The organism is Oxalobacter vibrioformis (assembly GCF_027118995.1).
Taxonomy (GTDB): domain Bacteria; phylum Pseudomonadota; class Gammaproteobacteria; order Burkholderiales; family Burkholderiaceae_D; genus Oxalobacter; species Oxalobacter vibrioformis.
The window spans coordinates 606,666-627,576 of the sequence record NZ_CP098242.1 but is presented as its reverse complement, the minus strand read 5'-3'; the positions used below and the strand labels follow the sequence as shown (position 1 = coordinate 627,576).

21 protein-coding genes are annotated in these 20,911 nt (G+C 50.6%); 5 read left to right on the top strand and 16 right to left on the bottom strand.

Annotated features, from left to right (window positions below; all coding sequences use genetic code 11):
- Positions 1-5: 5 nt before the first annotated feature.
- The 5 genes from NB640_RS03145 to gloB all read right to left on the bottom strand — a co-directional run bounded on the left by NB640_RS03145 (position 6) and on the right by gloB (position 3,213).
- A complete protein-coding gene (locus NB640_RS03145) occupies positions 6-368 on the bottom strand; it encodes a DUF4870 family protein (RefSeq protein WP_269309704.1) in 363 nt (120 codons plus the stop codon).
- Positions 365-1,222, bottom strand: a complete 858-nt coding sequence (locus NB640_RS03140) for a class I SAM-dependent methyltransferase (RefSeq protein ID WP_269309703.1) — start codon at positions 1,220-1,222, stop codon at positions 365-367. The genes NB640_RS03145 and NB640_RS03140 overlap by 4 nt, the downstream gene beginning before the upstream one ends.
- Positions 1,223-1,314: 92 nt before the next feature.
- Positions 1,315-1,767, bottom strand: a complete 453-nt coding sequence (locus NB640_RS03135) for a CBS domain-containing protein (RefSeq protein ID WP_269309702.1) — start codon at positions 1,765-1,767, stop codon at positions 1,315-1,317.
- A gap of 96 nt (positions 1,768-1,863) precedes the next feature.
- The gene (locus NB640_RS03130) at positions 1,864-2,319 is read right to left on the bottom strand and encodes an OsmC family protein (RefSeq protein ID WP_269309701.1); all 456 of its coding nucleotides are present in this window, start codon (positions 2,317-2,319) and stop codon (positions 1,864-1,866) included.
- A 99-nt stretch (positions 2,320-2,418) separates the two neighbouring features.
- Entirely contained in the window at positions 2,419-3,213 is a 795-nt protein-coding gene (gloB, locus tag NB640_RS03125; RefSeq protein ID WP_269309700.1) for a hydroxyacylglutathione hydrolase, read from the bottom strand.
- 84 nt (positions 3,214-3,297) lie between these two features.
- Here gloB and rnhA point away from each other — a divergent pair, with 84 nt between their 5' ends.
- Positions 3,298-3,738: a ribonuclease HI gene (rnhA, locus tag NB640_RS03120; RefSeq protein WP_269309699.1), complete on the top strand. Its 441-nt coding sequence runs from the start codon at positions 3,298-3,300 to the stop codon at positions 3,736-3,738.
- 7 nt (positions 3,739-3,745) lie between these two features.
- On the opposite strand, the gene NB640_RS03115 is transcribed toward rnhA, so the two are convergent.
- From NB640_RS03115 to dapC, 5 genes are read right to left on the bottom strand one after another with little or no spacing between them, the layout of a single operon-like run.
- Positions 3,746-5,695: an ATP-binding cassette domain-containing protein gene (locus NB640_RS03115; protein WP_269309698.1), complete on the bottom strand. Its 1,950-nt coding sequence runs from the start codon at positions 5,693-5,695 to the stop codon at positions 3,746-3,748.
- Between the two features lie 11 nt (positions 5,696-5,706).
- On the bottom strand, positions 5,707-6,597 hold the full coding sequence (gene prmB, locus NB640_RS03110) for a 50S ribosomal protein L3 N(5)-glutamine methyltransferase (protein WP_269309697.1): 891 nt from the start codon (positions 6,595-6,597) through the stop codon (positions 5,707-5,709).
- Positions 6,594-7,724: a succinyl-diaminopimelate desuccinylase gene (gene dapE / locus NB640_RS03105; protein WP_269309695.1), complete on the bottom strand. Its 1,131-nt coding sequence runs from the start codon at positions 7,722-7,724 to the stop codon at positions 6,594-6,596. The genes prmB and dapE overlap by 4 nt, the downstream gene beginning before the upstream one ends.
- A gap of 6 nt (positions 7,725-7,730) precedes the next feature.
- A complete protein-coding gene (dapD, locus tag NB640_RS03100; protein ID WP_269309694.1) occupies positions 7,731-8,570 on the bottom strand; it encodes a 2,3,4,5-tetrahydropyridine-2,6-dicarboxylate N-succinyltransferase in 840 nt (279 codons plus the stop codon).
- Between the two features lie 30 nt (positions 8,571-8,600).
- Positions 8,601-9,800 carry a succinyldiaminopimelate transaminase gene (gene dapC / locus NB640_RS03095; RefSeq protein WP_269309693.1) on the bottom strand — a complete coding sequence of 400 codons (1,200 nt, stop codon included), beginning with the start codon at positions 9,798-9,800 and terminating at the stop codon, positions 8,601-8,603.
- A gap of 251 nt (positions 9,801-10,051) precedes the next feature.
- On the opposite strand from dapC, the gene NB640_RS03090 reads away from it, so the two are divergent.
- Positions 10,052-10,288, top strand: coding sequence for a hypothetical protein (locus NB640_RS03090; RefSeq protein ID WP_269309692.1), 237 nt, complete (start codon positions 10,052-10,054; stop codon positions 10,286-10,288).
- 69 nt (positions 10,289-10,357) lie between these two features.
- Entirely contained in the window at positions 10,358-10,900 is a 543-nt protein-coding gene (locus NB640_RS03085) for a cupin domain-containing protein (RefSeq protein ID WP_269309690.1), read from the top strand.
- Positions 10,901-10,919: 19 nt separating this feature from the next.
- Here NB640_RS03085 and NB640_RS03080 read toward each other — a convergent pair whose 3' ends face one another.
- The 4 genes from NB640_RS03080 to NB640_RS03065 form a co-directional block, all read right to left on the bottom strand.
- Positions 10,920-13,172: an arginine/lysine/ornithine decarboxylase gene (locus NB640_RS03080; protein WP_269309689.1), complete on the bottom strand. Its 2,253-nt coding sequence runs from the start codon at positions 13,170-13,172 to the stop codon at positions 10,920-10,922.
- A gap of 298 nt (positions 13,173-13,470) precedes the next feature.
- Positions 13,471-15,084 carry a GGDEF domain-containing protein gene (locus tag NB640_RS03075; RefSeq protein WP_269309688.1) on the bottom strand — a complete coding sequence of 538 codons (1,614 nt, stop codon included), beginning with the start codon at positions 15,082-15,084 and terminating at the stop codon, positions 13,471-13,473.
- Between the two features lie 177 nt (positions 15,085-15,261).
- Positions 15,262-15,912 carry a response regulator gene (locus NB640_RS03070; protein ID WP_269309687.1) on the bottom strand — a complete coding sequence of 217 codons (651 nt, stop codon included), beginning with the start codon at positions 15,910-15,912 and terminating at the stop codon, positions 15,262-15,264.
- Between the two features lie 36 nt (positions 15,913-15,948).
- The gene (locus NB640_RS03065; protein WP_269309686.1) at positions 15,949-17,451 is read right to left on the bottom strand and encodes a PAS domain-containing sensor histidine kinase; all 1,503 of its coding nucleotides are present in this window, start codon (positions 17,449-17,451) and stop codon (positions 15,949-15,951) included.
- Positions 17,452-17,789: 338 nt separating this feature from the next.
- Between NB640_RS03065 and NB640_RS03060 the strand changes: the two genes are divergently transcribed.
- Complete coding sequence (locus NB640_RS03060) at positions 17,790-18,698, top strand: CheR family methyltransferase (protein WP_269309685.1); 909 nt, start codon at positions 17,790-17,792, stop codon at positions 18,696-18,698.
- A complete protein-coding gene (cheD, locus tag NB640_RS03055) occupies positions 18,695-19,303 on the top strand; it encodes a chemoreceptor glutamine deamidase CheD (protein ID WP_269309683.1) in 609 nt (202 codons plus the stop codon). Before NB640_RS03060 ends, cheD begins: the two co-directional genes overlap by 4 nt.
- Before the next feature lie 121 nt (positions 19,304-19,424).
- On the opposite strand, the gene NB640_RS03050 is transcribed toward cheD, so the two are convergent.
- Together NB640_RS03050 and NB640_RS03045 are read right to left on the bottom strand one after the other, a co-directional pair.
- Positions 19,425-20,018, bottom strand: a complete 594-nt coding sequence (locus NB640_RS03050; RefSeq protein WP_269309681.1) for a lactate utilization protein — start codon at positions 20,016-20,018, stop codon at positions 19,425-19,427.
- Positions 20,019-20,098: 80 nt separating this feature from the next.
- Positions 20,099-20,875: an EFR1 family ferrodoxin gene (locus tag NB640_RS03045; protein ID WP_269309680.1), complete on the bottom strand. Its 777-nt coding sequence runs from the start codon at positions 20,873-20,875 to the stop codon at positions 20,099-20,101.
- Between the last annotated feature and the right edge of the window lie 36 nt (positions 20,876-20,911).

Here is a 20,911-nt window from a genome sequence, read left to right as displayed (position 1 = left end):
TGAGCCTAAACCGGCATCGGCTGGTTATTGTTCAGGTTCATGAAGCCTTTGATCATCCGGTACGCTTTCCATATCCAGGCAATCGCCCAGGTCAGATAAGCGAGCGGGATACCAATCACGGTCAGGAACAGGACCCATCCCAGTATGACCAGACCAAAATACAGCCAGAAAGAACGGATCTGCCAGGTATGATGGCTGTAGATAAAGGTGCCTTCTGTATTGGGGCGGGTGACATAACTGACAATCAGCGGTATCCACGAGAATAGCCCGAGCGCAATCACCAGATCAATGCTGTGAAAGACATAAAGCCACCAGGCGGTATTTTTCAATGACTGGAGCCTGGGTTCAAGAACAAGCGAACTGGTCATGTTTTCCTCTTTGACAGGGAGTGGGGTGATGCTTCACTATTCTGCCGTCCTTTTTCCTGAATGGTTTGATTATTGACGGGTATATTGTGAAAAAGCTGCTGGGGACGTTTTCTGACCGCCGGGCCGATGACACGGATACCCCTGACCCGTTTAATGGCTTCCACCATATAGATTGCGCCAAAATAAGGCCACCATCTTTCCCCGGTTTTTTCCATGAAGGCAAAACGGGTCTGCCATTTCCGGGTTTTGCACGGCGGTATGTAGCAGCCAAAATGGCCACGGCTGGTTTCCAGATCGAGCAGCTTTAACCAGTCCTTTATTCGGGACAGGCTGATAAATTCGGCATATTCCGGCAGGAAGTGGGCGCCGGTGACTTTTCCCATGGCCTGCCTGATTCCCCAGAGACTGGCGGGATTAAAGCCGCTGATGATGAGTTTTCCTTCCGGAATCAGGACGCGTTCCACCTCACGCAGGATCTGGTGCGGTGATTCTGCAAATTCAAGAACATGCGGGAGAACAACAAGGTCGATACTTTGCGAGGCAAAAGGGAGCTCTTCAAAGCGGTGCAGGACAGAAACAGAAAGCGGGTGGGGCAGTTGGGAGGGAGAGTCAGCCTGATTGCGGCATCGGCTGATTTCGGATGAACAAGCGCAGGAAAGCCATCGGTTTTTTATACGGCTTTCCTGTAAGGTGCTGATGGACGGGAAGCCGATCTGTACGGCATGAAAGCCGAAAATATCAGCAGTCAGGCTGCGATAGTGCGCTTCTTCCCACTCGCGTATGTACATGCCGGCGGTTGATCCCAACCAGTCGTGCATGGTGATGACCAGATTGTTGGATGCAGTTGTTAGCATGACAAATCGGTTTTCTCCACTTTCTGAAACAACACTTTTCCAGAGTGCACTGCTCAGGGATACTCACGGTCTCCATGAAAAAACACGGAAAGCTATCGGCTTCGGGATACTTTCTCCCGGGATTGCTGGCGTGTGGTGACTTCAGAAAGTTCCGTTACCTCCTTGGCCAGAAATTTCCAGATATCGTCCACGCTGACGATACCGGCCAGCCCGCCGTGTTTGTCCACCACGGGTATGCGGCGTACCCCTTTATAACGCATGCGCTCAATCGTCTCGAAGATGTCTTCTGTTGCCAGGGCGGTCATCAGTTCGGCTTTCATGATATCCATGACCTTGATGCTTTTGGGGTCAAGGCTTTCGGCGAGCACAATCACCACAATATCGCGATCCGTGACGATTCCCTGGGGAACACGCATGCCATTGATCTCTTCTACCACAATCAGTGTGCCGACATGATATTGGCGCATCATTTTTGCGGCTTCTAAAATAGTGGTTTCTGCTGAGCAGGTAACCGTATTTGTTGTGCAGATATGGCCAATTTGCATGGTTTTCTCCTATCGTAAAACAAGCTATACGATAACAGGCTTTTGCCTGCTATCGTAAAAAAGAAAGTCCGGATAAAACGGATAGTGTATAACGCATTATTTCAGTTTTTTGCCCGTTCCATCAAGAACAGTTGTCTCAATCGGTATACCTTCCAGTACGCTTCGTGAAACGGTACTGATTCCCTCAAAGCGGGAAAGAATATCTTCCAGTTCGCCGATTTCAGCGGCTGCCTTGCCGGTCTGGATTTCAATGTCGATTTTGACCACACGGAAATGCCGGTTTTCGTTGCGTCCAATGTGGCAGGTTGCCTTGGTTGTCAGGCCGCCTGCATCCTGCTTGGCGCGGTTCACCGCAAACAAAAAACTGGCAGTAACACAGTTTGCCACCGCTGCAATCAGCATATGCGGCGGCGTCGGTCCCTGGTTCGTTCCCAATGGTTCAGGCTCATCAGAGAGAAACGGGCCGAAATCCGGAAACTTGTCTTCAAATTCGATTTCAAAACGATAATCGTTTTTATGGGTGAGTGTGACGGAAAAACTTTCTCCGGCCATGGCAAACCTCCTTGCTGGTTACAGGTGCCGATTTTATTACACCATGAAATAAAACCGGACACCATAATGAAAGACAACAGGGTGAAAAATAAATCGTTTTCACCGGTAAATATTTTTCCATTCCCGCATGGCAGCAAACGCATCCACTGGTTTTTTGTCCTTGATGAGACCCAAAGTCAGCAGGCGTTCCAGTACATCGGGTTCCCTGTTACGCAAAAACGGATTGGTCTTTTTTTCCAGTCCGATGGTTGATGGCAGTGTTGGCTGATTTTTGTCGCGTCTGGCGGAGTCTTCCTGTACCCGCCTGATGATATCCGGATTGTCCGGCTCGATTTCAAGGGCAAATTTCAGGTTGGACAGCGTGTATTCGTGGGCAGCAAACACCAGTGTGTCATCAGGCAGTGCGGCAAATTTGTCCAGTGAGGCGGTCATGATTTCCGGTGTGCCTTCAAACATTCTGCCACAGCCGGCGCCAAACAGCATGTCACCACAAAAGAGCCATCTTCTCATACGGGCATAATAGGCTATATGCCCATGGGTATGTCCCGGGACATCCAGTACCGTAAATGAAAGGCCCAATGCCTCAATCGTCAGCGGATCACCTTCTTCTACCGGGTGACTGACCCCGATAATCTCATCATTTTTCGGGCCGTAAACCGGTACATCATATTCGGAAAGCAGCCTGGGGATACCGCCAATGTGGTCATCGTGCCGATGTGTCAGTAAAATGGCATTCAGTGACAGATTTCGCTTTTGCAGCGCTGTCATCACAACAGCAGCATCACCTGGATCAATAACGACGGCAAGCGTGCCATTGTCGATCAACCAGATGTAATTATCATTAAAAGCCGGCAGTGCCGTCACGTTAAGCGTTTGTTCTGACAGATCAGCCATGTTTGCTCCCGTGGGTGAAAAACTGCATTATAACCGTGCAGGGCAATCGGTGTTGAATGTGGCACAGTTGGAGAATTGATAAAAATGAACGAAGTGGAAATTTATACAGATGGTGCCTGTCGCGGCAACCCCGGCCCAGGTGGCTGGGGCGTCATTCTGATTGCAGGAAAGCATCGAAAAGAACTGTATGGCGGAGAACCGGAGACGACCAATAACCGCATGGAACTGATGGCTGTTATTGAAGCGTTGCGAGCACTGAAACGCCCCTGTCGTATTATTTTGTATACTGACAGCCAGTATGTGAAAAAAGGTATTACGGAATGGATTCACGACTGGAAGCGGCGAGGATGGAAAACAGCGGCAAAAAAACCGGTCAAAAATGCCGATCTCTGGGAAATACTGGATGATGCGCAGTCAACGCATGACATTGAGTGGCGCTGGGTAAAGGGGCATGCAGGCCATCCGGAAAATGAGCGGGCCGATGAGCTGGCGAATCTCGGCGTGGAGGCGGTTCTGGATACGTAAATTCGCTTTAGCGGACGATTTTTTCCAGTTCTTCCTGCCTCTGCAGCCATTCTTCTTCCAGGTCGCCAAGTGCTTTGGCATAGTAAGCCTGGTCAACCAGAAGCTGTTTCAGCTTTTCCTTGTTTTGGGCAGCATAGATTTCCGGACTGCTCATCTGATCGTCAATGGCCGCCTTGAGCGGCTGGAGCTTTTCCATCTCCCGTTCAATCCGTTTGAGCCGTTCTTCGATGGGTTTTTTCAGCGCGGAAAGCCGCTGGCGTTCCTCTGCTTCCTGGCGCCGCTGATCCCGGCGGCTTATCTCGCTTTCTGACGAAGAAGCCACCGTTTGTGCCGGCAGATCAGGTTCCTTTCCCTGCCGTGTCTGGTAAAGCCAGTTTCTGTAGTCATCCAGATCACCATCAAAAGGTTGCAGCGACCCGTTTGACACGATCAGAAAACTGTCAGTTGTCGCGCGCAGGAGATGGCGGTCATGAGATACCAGCACCAGTGTTCCTTCAAACTGCGCCAGGGCATCGGTTAAGGCTTCACGAGTCTGAAGATCCAGATGGTTGGTCGGTTCATCCAGTAAAAGCAGGTTGGGGCGCTGCCAGACAATGATGGCCAGGGCAAGGCGTGCCTTTTCACCGCCTGATAAAGGTGCTATCGGAGTGGTCGCCATCGTGCCGGGAAAGAGAAATCCGCCGAGAAAATTACGCAGGTCCTGTTCTCTTGCTTCCGGTGCGATCCGGGCCAGATGCCAAAGGGGAGATTCATCGTTGCGCAGCATGTCAACCTGGTGTTGCGCAAAGTAGCCGATATTCAGTCCTTTTCCTGTGGTGAAGCGCCCTGTCAGGGGAAGCAATTCACCGGCAATGGTTTTGATGAAAGTCGATTTGCCGGCGCCGTTGACGCCAAGCAGGCCAATCCGCTCACCGGTTTGTAGTGAGAAATTGATGTCAGTTAGAATCGTTGTTGCTGCGCCTTTTTCATCTGATGCAGGATATCCGGCGTTGATGTCTTCCATGACGAGCAGTGGATTGGGTGAACTTTCCGGTTCACGGAATTCAAAGGAGAATTCCGCCGCAGCCCGCAAAGGTGCCAGCGCTTCCATTTTTTCCAGTGCTTTCAGTCGGCTTTGTGCCTGGCGCGCCTTGGTGGCCTTGGCGCGGAAGCGCCGGACGAAGGATTCCAGATGCGCGCGTTTTTTTGTCTGTTTTTCAATCGCGCTTTGCATGAGAACAAGCTGTTCTGCGCGCTGGCGCTCAAAGGCGGAATAATTGCCGTTGTACCGCCGCAGCTTCTTGTCGTCTATATGTAAAATGACGTTGACGATACCATCCAGAAAATCCCGATCATGGGAGATGATGACTAACGTGCCGCTATAGCGTTTCAGCCAGTCTTCCAGCCAGATGATGGCATCAAGATCCAGATGGTTGGTTGGTTCATCCAGCAGCATCAGGTCAGATGGTGCAATCAGTGCCTGTGCCAGATTCAGGCGCATACGCCAGCCCCCCGAAAAGGTGGAAACAGGCTGGCCCAGTTCCTCCTGCGTAAAGCCCAGCCCAAGCAGCAATTGCTCTGCGCGGGAGTGGACGGTGTAGGCATTCGCTTCTTCCAGGCTGGTATGCAGTTCGGCTATTCTCAGGCCATTGCCGGTGCTGTTTTGTGCGGTTTCGAGCCGGGCCAGTTCTGATTGAAGTTCCCGCAAGTGGGTATCGCCATCAATGACATATTCCAGTGCCGGCTTTTCAAGGGCCGGAATTTCCTGCCTGACGTATGAGATGCGCCAGCTTGCCGGAAAATCCACTTCTCCCTGATCCGGATGCAACTCGCCATTCAGGAGGGAAAAAAGGCTTGTTTTCCCGGCACCATTCGGCCCGATCAGGCCGATTTTTTCACCTGGATTGAGGATGGCGTCGGCCTGCTCCAGCAGGGATTTTGTCCCTCGCATCAGGTTGACGTGCTGAAAGCGGATCATGATCGTCGGCGTTAACGCAATTGGGAGGCTTCAACAAGAAAAACGCGATCATCACCACCGCTGGTAGAAATCCAGGTCAGCGCCAGATCAGGGAAGGCGGCTTCGGCATGTGCGGCTTCATTGCCGATTTCCACAATCAACAGGCCTTTTTCATTCAGATGCTGTCCGGCTTCACGTACGATTTTCCTGACGAGATCCATACCATCATCGCCGCCTGCCAGTGCCATTTGCGGCTCATGCTGATATTCAGGCGGCAGCTTTTTCATGGACGCGCTGTTGACATAAGGCGGGTTGGTGACAATCAGATCGTATTTTTTTTGCCCAATCGCCTGGTACAGGTCAGAGTGGATCAGGTTGATCCTGTCGGCCATTTCATATTCGGCCACATTGATCCGTGCAACATCGAGTGCCTCAGTTGAAAGATCAACGGCATCAATCACCGCATGCGGGAAAGCATCTGCCATCATGATGGCAAGGCAGCCTGATCCGGTACACAGTTCAAGAATGTCATGCGGTGTTTGAGGATCGTCAACCCATGGCGCAAACTGTTCCATGATCAGTTCTGCGATAAATGAGCGCGGGATAATGACGCGCTGATCCACGTAAAAGCGATAGCCCTGCAACCAGGCTTCTGTTGTCAGATAGGCAGCCGGCATGCGCTCGGAAACACGCCGGTCAATCAGCCTGCGGATGCGGCTGATTTCTTCCGGTGTCAGTCTTGCATCCAGAAAAGGTTCCAGTGTGTCAAGCGGCAGGGACAGGCTCTTTAAGATGAGGTAAACCGCTTCATCAAAAGCGTTGCTGTTGCCATGACCGAAAAAAAGCCGGGCCTCGTTGAATCGTGTCACGGCCAGGCGCAGCATGTCACGAATGGTATGAAAAGCGGGAGATGCAGTACTCATTTTAAAAGCAGGTTTTCCAGTGTGCGTCGATAAATATTTTTCAGTGGTTCGATGTCGGCGATGGGCACATGTTCGTCAATCTGGTGAATCGTTGTCATCAGTGGGCCGAACTCTGCCACCTGGGGGCAGATTTGCGCGATAAAGCGCCCGTCCGAGGTGCCCCCTGTGGTAGACAGTTGAGGTATGACACCCGTTTCATCGGTAATGGCCTTAGACAGCGCTTCACATAAAGTGCCTTCCGGCGTAAGGAATGGCAGGCCGGACAGGCTCCAGTCCAATTCATATTCCAGTGCATGCCTGTCTAAAATGGACTGAACGCGTTGTTGCAGACTGTCTACCGTGTTCTCGGTAGAAAAACGGAAGTTAAAATCAATCACTACCTCGCAGGGAATCACATTATACGCTCCCGTTCCCGCATGGATATTCGAGATTTGCCAGGAGGTGGGATCGTAATACGCATTGCCGCTATCCCATTTTTCCATGGCCAGTTCGGCCAGCGCAGGCAGTGCCAAATGAATCGGGTTTTTTGCGATAGCAGGATAGGCAATATGTCCCTGAATACCCTTGACAGTCAGTCTGCCAGATAATGATCCGCGACGGCCATTTTTGATAATGTCACCCTGTTTCTGCAGGGAGCTTGGTTCGCCAACGATACAGAAATCCGGTTTTTCCCCGCGTTTTTTCAACAGGTCGCAGACAAGGATTGTACCGTCTGTTGCCGGCCCTTCCTCATCGCTGGTGATCAGAAAAGCAATGGAACCTGTGTAATCGGGGTGTTTCTCAATGAATTCTTTTGCGCCAACAACCATGGCTGCAACCGGTACTTTCATATCCGCCGCACCGCGTCCGTACAGTTTGCCGTTGCGTTCTGTCGGAGAAAAAGGATCAGAAGCCCACTTATCCAGCGGGCCGGATGGCACCACATCCGTGTGTCCGGCCATGATAACGAGCGGGGCGGTGTTCCCGTGTTTTGCCCACAGATTGGTCACGCCATTGGACATGATGGTTTCACAGGTAAAACCCAGCGGTTCAAGCACTTCAACCAGCAGTTTCTGGCAGTCATGATCATCCGGTGTGACAGAAGGCTGCGCAATCAGTTTTTTGGCAAGTTCCAGCGTGGTGCTCATGGTTTTCTATGCCTCCCGCAAGAGATCATTAATCGCGGTTTTGGCGCGTGTTTTCGCATCGACCCGTTTCACAATGACAGCGCAGTACAGGCTGTATTTGCCATCTTCAGACGGCAGGTTGCCCGGGACGACGACAGACCCCGATGGCACCCGTCCATAGAGGATACGGTCATTTTCGCGATCATAAATGCGGGTGGACTGGCCGATATAGACACCCATTGAAATCACGCTGTTTTCTTCGACAATCACGCCTTCGACAATCTCGGAGCGCGCACCGACAAAACAGTTGTCCTCAATAATGGTCGGATTGGCCTGCATGGGCTCCAGCACACCGCCTATACCGACACCGCCTGACAGATGCACATGCTTGCCGATCTGCGCGCATGAGCCGACAGTAGCCCAGGTGTCGATCATGGTGCCCTCGTCCACGTAAGCGCCGATATTGACGAAGGACGGCATCATCACCACATTTCTGCCAATAAAGCTGCCTCGGCGCGCGACAGCCGGAGGCACCACCCGGAAACCTCCGCGGGCAAAATCCGCATTCGTATAGGTGGCAAACTTGCTGGAAACCTTGTCATAAAAATGCATGGCATGCGCACCGGATACACCGACAGGCATGGAGACGTTTTCCTCCATCCGGAAAGAAAGCAGGACAGCCTGCTTGGTCCATTGATTCACGATCCATTCGCCATTGTGTTTTTCGGCAACACGCAGACTGCCCTGATCCAGGCGGGTAATGACTTCATTAATGGCTTCGCGGATTTCGGTGGAAGATGACAGAGCGGCCAGGTTGATACGGTTTTTCCAGGCATCTTCAATGGTTTTTTGCAGGTCTTGTGTCATGGGGTTTACTGGTTATTACAAAAAAAGTCATTATAAACGTCTGACGAAGTCTGTGATGCGGTTCATCGCTTCCAGGCATTCATCCTGTTCGGCTACCAGTGCTATCCGGATACGGTTGCTGCCCGGATTGATGCCATGTGCTTCCCGGGCAAGGTAACTTCCCGGCAAAACAGTCACATGGCAATCCGCATACAGTTTTCTGGCAAATGCGGTATCGGTCAGTCCCGTTTTTTCGAAGACCTCAGCCCAAAGATAAAAGCTGGCGTCCGGCAGGGCAACATCAAGCACTTCCTGAAGCAAGGGTGTGGCCTTGTCGAATTTTTCCTGGTACTTTGCACGGTTTTCCCTGACATGATTTTCATCCTGCCAGGCAGCAATCGAGGCATTTTGCACCGTCAGGCTCATGGCGCTGCCATGATAGGTCCGGTACAGGAGAAATGATTTCAGGATGGACGCATCGCCTGCGGCAAACCCGGATCGCATACCCGGCACGTTGGAGCGTTTGGACAGGCTGGAGAGCATGACCAGCCGCCGGTAATCGGTTCTGCCGAGGCGATGTGCCGCTTTTAGCCCGCCCAAAGGCGCGTTGTCACCGAAGTAGATTTCAGAGTAGCACTCATCCGAGGCAATGATAAAGCCATAGCGGTCTGACAGCGCGAACAGTTTTTCCCACTGCGAAAGCGTCAGAACCGCGCCTGTCGGGTTTGCTGGCGAGCACAGATAAAGCAGCCGGGTTTTTTCCCAGATGGCCTCTGGCACACTGTCGTAATCACCATTGAAGTTGCGCTTCGGGTCGGCGTTGACAAAGTAAGGGGTTGCACCGGCCAGCAGCGCAGCACCTTCGTATATCTGATAAAACGGATTCGGGCAGACAACGATGCCATGCTCTGCCGGATCCAGCACCGCCTGTGCCAGCGAAAAGAGTGCCTCCCGGGAACCAAGCGTTGGAATGATCTGTGTCGCATGATCGGGCATCGGAATGTCATAACGTTGTGTTAACCAGTGGGCAATCGCCAGTCTCAGGGTTTCCTGTCCGATGGTGGCCGGGTAAGCCGCAAGTCCATCCAGATTGTCGCAGATTGCCTGCCGGATAAAAGCGGGTGTCGGGTGCCTGGGTTCACCAATACCCAGATTGATGTGCGGGCAGGAGGTATTCGGCGCCGTATCAGAAAAAAGCTGACGCAGCTTTTCAAATGGATAAGACTGCAGCCGGTTCAAGTATGGATTCATGGTGATGCCTGGAAACAGAGGGGGAAAACAGGCAGATATTATGAGGGATGAAAAAGGATTATGCATCCTTCCCGTGTTTTTCATTAGGGCAAAGACGCAATGTCATCGGGTCCTTTTCTCATGTCATCACATGCAGCCTTGTCACGCGCCTGTAATAATCAGCCGGTATCCTGAATGTATCGGAAAACGCTGTTCAAAAGACAGCCGGGTTCCGAAACATTGATCTTTTATACTCACGAAAGGAAATGATCATGAGATATTCGGGTATAAGCCGGAAGGCGGGAAAAACAGCCGTATTTATTGCACTTCCGGTCTGTATTTTTGCGACCGTGTTATTCCGGAGTCCGGCAAATGCGGTGATAACGGCAGATATGCCTGGCGGCACCAGCCGCTATTCGAACAAAAGCCGTGAGGTTCGTACACTGTCGGAATATGTGCATGGAGAAACCGGCGTTCAGAAAAACGGTTTTTTTGCCAAAGACGCATAACGGCATGTTATGTTGATACAGCCTGATATCCGGTATGCTGTCCGGATAAGGGAAAACCAGGGAAAGCATATGATCTGGCATCATCAGGAAAAAAAAGCAGAAGAAATTATTTCACATTACCGGTTAACCCCTCATCCTGAAGGCGGGTTTTACCGCGAAACCTACCGGTCATCCGAGGTGATACCGGTTCATTGCCTGCCGGAAGGCTTCATGGCCGCCCGAAATGTTTGTACGGCCATTTTGTATCTGCTTGAAAAAAATGATTTTTCGGCGCTTCACCGCATCCGGCAGGATGAGATGTGGCATTTTTATCTCGGGGGCGCTTTACATCTGGTGATGATTTCGCCCGAAGGCCGCTTTACCGAAGTGCTCCTTGGGCAGGATATAACAGCGGGTGAATATGTGCAGTATGTTGTGCCGGCCGGCTACTGGTTTGGCGCCCGGCCTGTGGAAGGTTGCGCATTTTCTTTTGTCGGATGCACGGTGGCGCCGGGTTTTGATTTTGATGATTTTGAACTGGGCAAGCGGGCAGAATTACTTGACAGCTTTCCCCGACACAAGAACCTGATTGTTGCCTATACCCGGCAGGAGGAAGGGACCTCATCAGTTTGATGCTGATGAGGCCAGCTATTCAGTCAATCACACAGTCAACAAAATAACCGCGCTTGCCATCGACTTCACGCGATATCAGGCCGTGAACATCGGTTTCAAATCCCGGGAACTTTTCGTTGAAATCCCGGGTGCATTTGAGATAGTCCACAATCGTTTTGTTGAAACGCTCTCCAGGGATGAGAAGGGGAATACCCGGCGGATAGGGTGTCAGCAAAATGGCGGTTACCCTGCTTTCCAACTCATCGATGGGCACCCGCTCGATTTTCCGGTGTGCCATTCTGGCAAAAGCGTCAGCCGGTTTCATGGCCGGCACCATATCGGAAAGATACATTTCGGTTGTCAGACGGGCGACATCATATTCCCGGTAAAAATCGTGGATGCTCTGGCAAAGGTCTTTCAGACCCAGCCGTTCGTACCGTGGTGAGCTTGCCGCAAATTCCGGCAGGACCCGCCAGATGGGCTGATTTTTATCGTAGTCATCCTTGAATTGCTGCAATGCGGTCAACAGCGTGTTCCAGCGGCCCTTGGTAATGCCAATGGTAAACATGATGAAAAAGGAATACAGGCCGCATTTTTCGATAATCACGCCATGTTCGGCCAGATAGGTTTTGACAATAGAGGCCGGGATGCCGGTTTCCTTGAAGTCGCCATCCAGTGAAAGACCGGGAGTGATGATCGTTGCCTTGATGGGATCAAGCATATTAAAGCCGGGGGCAATATCACCAAATCCGTGCCAGTTGTCTTCTGCACGAAGTAGCCAGTCTTCGCGCTCTCCAATATCATCTGCTGCAAATTTGTCCGGGCCCCAGACTTCAAACCACCAGTCCTGACCGAATTCCTGAGAAACCTTTTTCATGGCACGTCTGAAATCCAGTGCCTCGAGCAGGGATTCCTCAACCAGGGCGGTTCCGCCTGGGGGTTCCATCATGGCAGCTGCCACATCACAGGAGGCAATGATGGCATACTGTGGTGAAGTGGAGGTATGCATCAGGAAGGCTTCATTGAAGACATCCTGGTCCAGCTTGACCGTTTCTGACTCTTGAACCAGGATCTGCGAAGCCTGCGAGAGACCGGCCAGCAGTTTGTGTGTCGACTGTGTCGAAAAAATCATGGATTTTTTGGCGCGGGCCGAGTCTTTCCCGATGGCATGCATATCCTTGTAAAACGCATGGAAAGTGGCATGTGGCAGCCAGGCCTCATCAAAATGAAGCGTGTCAATTTCGCCGTCCAGCATTTCCTTGATCGTTTCCACGTTATAGATGATGCCGTCATAGGTGGACTGCGTCAGCGTCAGCACGCGCGGCTTCCTGATCTGCGCATCGCGCGCAAAAGGATTGGCTTCGATCTTGCGCCGGATGTTTTCCGGCTCGAATTCTTCTTTGGGAATCGGGCCGATGATGCCGTAATGATTGCGTGTCGGCATCAGGAAAACCGGTATGGCGCCTGTCATGATAATGGCATGCAGAACGGATTTATGGCAATTGCGGTCCACCACGACAATATCACCGCTGGCGATGGTCGAGTGCCAGACGATCTTGTTGGAAGTGGAGGTGCCGTTTGTGACGAAGTAGCAATGGTCTGCATTAAAGATGCGCGCCGCATTGCGCTCACTTTGTGCAACCGGACCGGTATGGTCAAGGAGCTGTCCCAGTTCTTCCACCGCATTGCACACATCGGCACGCAACATGTTTTCGCCGAAAAACTGATGGAACATCTGTCCTATCGGTGATTTGAGAAAGGCCACACCACCTGAGTGTCCCGGGCAGTGCCAGGAATAAGAGCCATCCTGGGCATAGTGCATGAGGGCACGGAAAAAGGGCGGGGCCAGCCCGTCCAGATAGGATTTGGCTTCCCGGATAATATGGCGCGCAACAAATTCAGGCGTATCCTCAAACATATGGATAAAACCGTGCAGTTCCCTCAGCAGGTCATTGGGGATATGGCGTGAGGTGCGGGTTTCACCATACAGATAAATCGGGATGTCTGCATTCTTATAGCGGATTTCTTCAACGAAAGCACGAAGCGGCTTTAAGGCATCATTGCTTTCGGCTTCGGTTCCTTCGCCGAATTCTTCGTCATCAATCGAAAGAATGAAGGCAGATGCCCGTGACTGCTGCTGGGCGAATTGGGAAAGATCGCCATAGCTCGTGACACCCAGCACTTCCATACCCTCATCTTCCATGGCTTTGGCCAGCGCCCGGATGCCAAGTCCTGAGGTGTTTTCGGAACGGTAGTCTTCGTCAATGATGACGATTGGAAAGCGGAATTTCATCGCGGTCTCCAGGTGATAGGGGGTGCAAAAAAACAGGAGAATTTTCTGGTGATCTCTCCTTACGCTTCATGGGGTCAGGTCGGTATGAAAAAAGAACTGCGTATGCAGGGTACCCTCTGCGTAGACAGTTCAGTTTGACGCCGGCTTTTTGCCATTATCGGCAGACAGGCTGCACGGTTTTGTTTTTCCGGTTTTTCTGACGGAAAGGATTTACTAAAAAAAGCGCATTCTCGCAGAAATCTGCGGTTTTGGGGGGGTTCTGAAATTTTTTTTCGGTCTGCCGGTATTGGCCGGCAGGTTATTCAGCAGCAAGCACCCGGTTTTTACCGGATTTTTTTGCGGCATACATTGCCTTGTCTGCGCGGTGAGTGACGGTATCCCAGTCCTCATTGGGCTTGTGCAGGGCGACACCGGCGCTGAACGTAATCAGGATACGTTCGTTGTTGTGCATAAAGAAATGCTTGGTCAATTCTCTTTGCAGTCGCTGCATGGTGAATATGGCATCGTTGAGCTGCGTTTCCGGGAAAAGGATGACAAATTCCTCGCCGCCATATCGCGCAATGACATCAGTCGGCCGCAGTGTCTGCTTGACAACACGAACCAGGTGTATCAGTGCGTCGTCCCCGGCCAGGTGTCCATGGGTATCATTGAGTATCTTGAAGTTATCCAGGTCCAGCATTGCCACACACAACGGCGTTTGCTGTCTTTCCGCGCGGGCAATTTCGCGGTCAAACGCATCTTCCAGCCCACGGCGGTTGAGACTGCCGGTCAGCATGTCTTCGCGAACCAGTTCACTCATCTGTTCCAGTTGGCCTTCCAGGTCTCTGACACGCGTTTCGGCTTCTTCCACCCTTTTGCGGGTAGACTGCATCTGATTGAGGGAAACCAGCGTATCCGTCTGGATGGCGTTGGTTTCATACATAATGGTTTCCAGCAGGGAATTTAACTCAATGACATTATCGGTTTTGCTGATTTTTTCAGAAAGCCCCTTGATACGGTCATGGTAGTTGCCTGTGCTTTCTGTCATGAAGCCCAGGCGTTCTATGAAACTGATCATCATCTGTTTCATGCTTTCCTTGGCTTCATTCAGGCTATGCTTCAAGAGGCCCTGCTTGTAGATGACCTCTTTCAGATTCGTCTCGGTATCTTCCAGTGCCCGGAAACTGACCGGGCCTGATATCAGTTCCTGCATGACGTCAATCTGGCCCCTTAACCAGTTGTCATCTTCCAGCAGCTCCCCGATGTTATTGAGTAACAGCCGGAAAAGACGCAGCAGCAGTTCCTGTTGTTCCGCGCTGGTGGCACCTTTCATTTCAACCTTGAAACAAAGCTGATTTAAGCGTTTGCTGATGCCTTCAAACGCTTTTTCGTCCTGGGCGGTTTTTAATGCCTCTCCCAGGTTTTCGGCTTCATTGGCGAGTTCAGGGGCGTCATGCAAAAGGGTGGCCAAACCGAAGGAAAGCGTCCTGACCAAAAGCTCCCGCAATTCATAGGTGATATTTTTTGCCGGCTCCTGGTCAACAAGCGGTGTTCCTCTGGAAACCGGTTTCAGATATTTTTCAGCCAGATCACCCAGTGTTTTTTCGTATTTTTTAAAATCTTTTTCCTGTATGGCCATCAGGAGATGGTGCCCACAGTCGGCAATTTCATCATGCAGCCGGATCAGTCGCTGTGCAAAATCCTCCAGGACCGCAGTGGCTTCGGTGTATTTCTGATCGTTTTCCTTCTTCTTTTCTGCCGGTTTCTTTATGGCTGGCGTTTCTTTGGGCGATTCGATTCCTGCAACCTCATAAAAGGCTGTCTTATAGGCGTCGGGAGTCGGGGCAGCACGTCTTGAGCCAAGCAGACGAAAAGCCTCTCTGGCAATATCCGCAATGGATTTTTCTGATTGTGGCGGTGCTTTCTTGTTCATTTTTTTACGATTCAGGGGGCAGCCGTCCGAACTTGTCATGAACGGGGATAAAGTTTCTTTTCATCCACACATGGGCAAAATACATTATTTCATGTTTTGAAGGAATGATGAATGTTTTTGTCTCCATTTGCATACAGCCCCGCTATCACGGAGGGCATGATGAAGAAAAACGAAGGGTCATTCCGTAACCAGCTTGTGCCGTATGGCGTAATGCATCAGTTCGGCATTGTTTTTCAGGCTCATTTTTGACAGGATACGGGAGCGGTATTCGCTGACGGTTTTGACTGACAGGGAAAGCTCGGTTGCGATATCCGATACGGATTTGCCGCCGGCTATCATCATCAGCGTCTGGAATTCCCGGTCTGACAGGGATTCATGCGGCGCTTTTTGCGTGTCTTCTGTCACATGGCGGGCCAGTTCCTGGGCTAAAACAGGGCTGATGTATTTGTTTCCTGATGCAACCTGCCGTATCGCCTTGACCAGTTCATTCGGCGCACTCTGTTTGTTAAGGTATCCTACCGCACCGGCTTTGAGAGAACGGATGGCATACTGGTCTTCGCGGTGCATTGACAGCATCAGGATGGCAAGCTCGGGTTTTTCCTTGTGAATCTGTTTCAGGACTTCAATGCCGTTTTTATCGGGCATGGTGATGTCCAACAGCATGATATCGCCTTTTTCTGTTCTGGACAGCCTGATTGCTTCCAGCCCGTTTTCTCCTTCGGCTGTGACAACGATATCATCCGTATCCGCGAGAATCTGTTTTAATCCTTCCCGGACAATGGCATGATCATCAACGATCATGACGCGGATGGAGTTTTTTTCGTTCACGGTATTCCCGTCAAAAGGTCGATAGAAAAAATATACTCAGTTTTTCACCGGCAGGCTTATTTCTGAATCAAACAGCATGTCGGTAAACGGTATCACGACAGTAATGGCATTCCTTTTTTTGGGGACCGAATCGAAAGACAGTTTTCCTCCCAGCGAGTGCGCCCGCTCTATCATGCCACGAATGCCGAAGGATTGCGGTTTCATGCGATCGGCCACCGTGATGCCTTTTCCGTTATCGATAATTTTAAGCTGAACATGCGCCTTGCTGGCGGTCAGTTGGATGGATACTCGGCTGGCTTCAGCGTGCCGTGCAATATTGGTCAGGGCTTCCTGTGCAATGCGGAAAAATGCAGTGGATTGTGCCGGTTGCAACTGTATATCCGGAGCTGTTGATTCAAATTTGCAAAGGATGCCTGACTGGCGGGAGAATTCATCCGCCTGCCATTCCAATGCAGCCACAATGCCGATATCCAGAATACTCGGACGCATGTTGCTGGCAATACGGTGGGCGGCTTCAATGGTCCTGTCCACCAATTGGTCCACATATTCTGCTTTTTCAGCCAGCTCCGGCTGATTGTGGGGAAGGCGTTTTGCAAGCAGTGCCAGTGCCATTTTGATGGCCGTCAGGTTGCCGCCCAGGTCATCATGTATTTCACGTGATATTTGCGTTCGTTCCTGCTCCTTGACTTCTTCAACGTGTGCAGACAGTTCGGCAAGCCGGTTTTTGGAGAGCTTGATCTCCATTTCTTCCTGTTTGCTCTGGGTGATGTTCGTCATGATACCTTCCCATTGCACACGGCCATTATCAAGCTGGTGGGGAGCTGCCAGCAGGTTGATCCAGCGGATTTCCTTGATGGAGTCCACCCAGATCCGGCCTTCCCAGTTCCAGCTTTTCATATAAATGGCGGAATCGGTCATGGATTCAATATACGAATCGCGATCCTGCGGGAGAACCAGCGAAAGGAAAAGGTCCGGATTGGTGTGAAGCTGGTCCTGGGTGATACCCAGAAGATTTTCGCATCCGCCGCTCAGGTGGGGAAAGGACACGCTCCCATCATTTTTCCGGATGATCTGGTAAACCAGCCAGGGCGTGTTGATATCTGAGGGGATATCGCTGGTTTTGAAAGGATTGGAGACGGGGCCGGTTTCTTCATCCCCTTTTTTTGAGGCGCTTTGTGGTTGCCCAACGGCGATGATGGCGGATATCTGATTAATTTCACATTTTTGCAGACGAAAAAGAATGGGATAAGCCGTTCCGTTTTTTCTGACCAGAACCGCGCTGAAACTCACTGGCTCCTTGTCTTTTTCCTTGTTGCGTGTTTGTCTGTTTAATGATCGCAGGCGACGCTCAAGCTGTGTTTCTGCCGATGATGCCGCCAGAGCAGGAAAGGGCAGGCCCCGCAATTCCTCAAATGGTCTTTGCAGATTGGCACAGGCTGACTCACTGGCATGAATAATGCGTGATGTCTGGGCATCAATGACGTAAATTTCATCAAATGATGTCTGTAGAATAGCTGTGAGCCACTGACTGTCTCTCATCGATATATGCTTATAAAGAAAAAAGGGTAATTGGCCGAATATTTTTCAGGGCATGGCGGCAAATTGTGCGTTTTTTTCTGAAAGCGCTCTGGCATAACATGGTTCGTGCCGCCCAAGGCTTCATTTTAACGGGTTATAACCACAAATATCTGCCTTTATTTTTATTTTAAAGAAAATAAATGAGCAACTTTTAACCAATTCCTGAGAAACAGGTTAAGATGTTAAAAAGTTGGCGTTAGGCAATATTTTGGAAAAAGCCGTACAATAAGTGTAAAGCCTGTCGAAAAATATTTTTGTTATGAGACAGATTCCTGAGCTGATTAAGAGACTGACAAGAAATGACGAAAGAAGACAGCAGCAATAACCTGCGTACACCAAAAGAATTTGATTTCACGACCGGTGATTTCAGACGTATCCGTTCGCTGATATACAAGCGCGCAGGCATTACCCTGGCTGACAGCAAGGAAGAAATGGTTTACAGTCGGATCGCGCGGCGGTTGCGTGCAACGGGTTACAAGGATTTTGGCACTTATCTTGATCGGCTTGAAGGCGGCAAGATGGAAAATGAGTGGGAGTCATTTACCAATGCGCTGACAACTAACCTGACTTCGTTTTTCCGCGAGTCACAGCATTTCCCGATTCTGGCTGAACATGCGCGGAAAAAACGGGGAGATGGACTTTTCACCGTATGGTGTTCCGCAAGTTCAACCGGTGAAGAACCCTATTCCATTGCCATTATCCTGTGTGAAGCTTTCAATTCATTAAAGCCCCCGGTGCAGATTATTGCAACAGATATTGATACAAACGTACTGAAAACAGCAGCAAACGGGGTTTATACCAGCGACAAAGTTGAAAAAATGGCGCAGGATCGTCTGAAGAAGTTTTTCTTAAACGGCAAGGGCAAGCAGGCGGGAATGGTACGTGCACGCCAGGAACTGCGTGATCTGATCACTTACCGCCAGGTGAATCTGCTTGAAAATAACTGGCCGATAAGAGGACCGTTTGATGCGATTTTTTGCCGGAATGTCATGATTTATTTTGACAAGCCGACACAGGGAAAAATTCTTTCCCGATTTGCTCCACTGATGAAGCCGGACGGCCTTCTGTTTGCCGGGCATTCCGAGAATTTCACTTATGTGACCAATGATTTCAAACTGGCCGGAAAAACCGTCTATAAACTGTCATCGCCTTCCGCTGGTGCCAGCGGAAGGCCGGTAGAGAATACGGAGAAAAGCGCCGATACATGAGTACAACTGCAGAAAATCAGTTTGCGACCAATATTTATTACGATCGATCATTTGATATTGATGCCGCAAAGATTCTCCCGGGAGAATACTTCTTCACCCCGAAGGACATGGTGATTGTCACGGTACTGGGTTCCTGCGTGTCTGCCTGTATCCGGGATCGCATCAGTGGTGTGGGGGGGATGAATCACTTCATGCTTCCTGATGGCGGTAATGATGGTGATGGACTGCTTTCTGCTTCAATGCGCTATGGTACCTATGCGATGGAGGTGCTGGTCAATGACCTTCTCAAGGCCGGTGCCCGCCGGGAAAACCTCGAAGCAAAGGTATTTGGCGGGGGGCATGTGCTGAGCAGTTTCAGTACCATCAATGTGGGAGAGCGCAATGCCCAGTTTGTGCGTGACTACCTGAAAACGGAACGGATCAGGGTCGTTGCTGAAGATCTTGAAGATGTCTATCCACGAAAAGTCTACTTTTTTCCCCGAACAGGCAGGGTGCTGGTCAAGAAGCTGCGCCGCCTGAACAACAATACGATTGCCAACCGCGAACAGGATTATGCAAACCGTCTGAAGCGCGAGCCGGTTTCCGGATCTGTCGATCTGTTCTGATACGACTACACAAACAGTAAAAATTCCGGGATGTCGCTTATTTCCCGTTTTGTGTTGCTTCGGCTTGCCGGCAATCAGGAAAGCCGAAGCGCAAACTTCTGCTAGGTATTGTCAGAACGAGTTACAGTCCCAGGTCCTGATCAATAAAAATAACTTCCGATTGCATGCCATAAGGTGCCCGCTCGGTAATCATCGTCATGCGGCAGATTCTTCCTGGCACATTGCAGTCATAGCATTTGTCACCCAATACGGCACAAGGTGTTTCGGACTTGACGCGCTGGGCGTTTTTGGGCCCGGCCACATGCTTGGCTCGATGGAGGGCTTCGGCCACATTTTTCGTGATCTTGTTTTTGCCCACGATGTAGTAACAGTTTCTCGGGCCGAAGGCCGTCATGGCGACACGATTTCCGATCCGGTCAATATTCACAATTTCGCCCGTTTCAGTTACCGCATTCACGCTCGTGATATACACGTTGGCATGACTTGCAAGACGCCTGACATACATTGAAGGGGTTTTCATGTGCCATGCGATAGTGTTTTTTTTCTCCAGTGCTTCATACAGCCCCAATTCCTGTAATGTCATGCTGCTGCCGAACCCGATAGTTGTTCTCTGAACGGTCTCAGCCAGATAAGCTTTGGCTTCTTCGTTTGTTGCAAAAAACTGTGTTGAGAACCCATGACTTTCAAAGTTCTTTCTTATAGTCTCGTAGTCCATGTCCTGATCTCCTTTCCGGGGTTATTTCGTCCTTGATACCTGATCCAGATGTGATGATTGCGTTATCGTCAGGTAATGCCTTACATAAAAAATTCGGGTTCTTTGCGTTCGCTGTTCATCTCGGCAAACTTGGTGCTGAATTCCGTGTATTCAGGCATATGGAACCCCTGCGCTTTCTCCGGGCATACGGCAATACAGGCTGTACAGCCGATGCACAGATCATAATCTTTCGTTTTCGGATTATCCGGCGGGATTGCCGCAACAGGGCATACCGAAGCACAAATTCCACAAAGCGTGCAATTGTCATTTACCGTTGGCTTAAGTGTGGGGATCTCATATTCCCGGTAAGGGAAATTGCCCTTGACTTCAATTGCCGGAAGCGGTTTTTCCGGAAATGCCCGGAGTTTTTGAGAACACTGTCTCGCAAAGGTTGTCAGCGCTCGTTTATCCTGCGTGTCAGGCCGGTCTGTTCCAACGATGGGAAACATCGAGTGTTGGGTCACAACCGCTCCTGCGGCCAAAAGGACAAACCCGTTTCCTTCGAGGATGGTTTTCAGTTCGAGCAGGGCATCATCATATTCTTCATTGCCATACGTCACTACGGCGATGGCAGGGGTATTTTTCCCTTTCAGATGGGCGAGTTTTTGCGCGCAGAGATCCGGAATCCGTCCGGAGAAAACCGGCATGGCGACAATTGCAAGCGTATTGGATGGAATAACCGTCTCTTCATCCAGCGGGTCCCACATCAGATTGAATTCGTTTTTCTGTCCAAAAAAAGCCTTGCTTAACTCATCGACAACCGCCTTGGTTGTGCCTGAGGGACTGAAGTAGATTTGTTCAATGCTATCGGTTTGCATGGTTATTCTCCTTTGTCGGGATTCAGGATACGTGGC